The sequence below is a fragment of the Streptosporangium minutum genome, from assembly GCF_002149035.1.
Classification (GTDB): domain Bacteria; phylum Actinomycetota; class Actinomycetes; order Streptosporangiales; family Streptosporangiaceae; genus Streptosporangium; species Streptosporangium minutum.
This window is the reverse complement of sequence record NZ_NGFP01000505.1, coordinates 1-1,311: the sequence shown is the minus strand read 5'-3', so window position 1 is coordinate 1,311 and position 1,311 is coordinate 1. Positions and strand designations below refer to the sequence as shown.

The following is a 1,311-nucleotide window of genomic DNA, read 5'->3' as shown; positions in this document are numbered from 1 at the left end:
GTACGAGGGGGAGTGGCGGGCGGCCGGGGTGGACTTCGGCACCCGGGGGCCACGGCTGGACGAGGCGATCGAGGTGACMCGGCGGCTCTGGTCCGAGCCGGTCGTCGCGCACGAGGGGCGTTTCTACGGCTTCCCCGAAGTCGCCTTCGAACCCAAGCCCGTCCAGGACCGGCTGCCCATCCTGGCCGGAGGCGAGTCGGGCGCGGCCCTGCGGCGAGCCGCCCGGCTCTGCGACGGCTGGATCAGCATGCCGCACTCCCCGGACACGATCCGCCCTCAGCTCGACAGGCTCGCCGCGCTCCGCGACGACCGCCCCTTCTCGGTCACCGCGCACGCCTACGAGCTCGCCGGTCCCGCCGAGATCTCCCGATGGGAGGGACTCGGCGTGGATCGCATGATCGTCCGTCCCTGGCGCCGCAGCCGCGACGCCGTCGCCGGCCTCGCGGCCTTCGCCGCCGACTGTCTTTAGCACCGGTCGCGTCCGGAGCCGGCTGCCCCCGGACGGGCGCTCTCGCGGACGGACGCGCTCGTCCCCTTCACGACGGCACCCTCGCCCTCTCGGGCGGGTATCTCAGCCGCCTCAAGCGGACGTCCTCGCCCTCTCGGGCGGGCACCCTCGCCTCCTCAGGCCGGCACCCTCGCCCGGCGGCGGCCCCGGTAGCCGCTGTGGACCAGGACGTCGGTCGGTTCGGCGGTGAGTGGCCCGGTCGGGATGGTCGTGCTGACCACGGGCTCGGACCGGCGATGGCGCCGGCCGCGTAGCGGGGCGTCCTGGACGAAGGTCGAGGACTCGACGACCGGGCGCTCGCGGAGGCGGCGCCTGCCCTGGTAGGGGGCCTGCGGGCCGTCGTGGCGCCGGTTGGCCGGGCCGGTGCCCTGAGCGCGGGACGGGCCGGCCACGCCGGTCCGGCCGACGCGGGTGAGGCCGGTCCAGCCGCTCTCCTCGGACCGGAAGAGATCGCCCAGGCCACCCTGCCCGTCGCGGGCGAGACTGGCCCGGATGGCCTCCTCGGCGCGGGCCAGGCTCGCCTGCTCGGCGAGAGTGAGGTTGGCCAGTCCGGCCTCCCCGATGAGGCCGGCCAGTCCGGCCTCATCGGCGCGGGTGAGCGGCCCGGTCTGCTCGACGGGGATGAACGGCGCGGTCTGTTCGGCGGAGACAAGCGGCGAGCTCTGCTCGGCCGGGGTGAGCGGTCCGGCTTCCCCGACGTGACCGAGCGGGGTCGTGACCGAGGGGAACTCGGTCGCCGCGGCGGCGGGGAGCGTGGTCTCGGGGACGATCTCCGGGGTGATCCGGAGCCCCTCGGCCAGGAC

The 1,311-nt window shown here is 75.7% G+C and carries 2 protein-coding genes; one reads left to right on the top strand and one right to left on the bottom strand.

Features of this window, described 5'->3' with window-relative positions:
* A partial coding sequence (locus tag CA984_RS44045; RefSeq protein WP_133061996.1) for an LLM class flavin-dependent oxidoreductase occupies window positions 1-469 on the top strand: 469 nt, incomplete at its 5' end.
* Between the two features lie 155 nt (window positions 470-624).
* Here the strand turns inward: CA984_RS44045 and CA984_RS46940 are convergent.
* Window positions 625-1,311, bottom strand: a 687-nt coding sequence (locus CA984_RS46940) for a hypothetical protein (RefSeq protein WP_207621280.1), incomplete at its 5' end; no start/stop codon positions are given.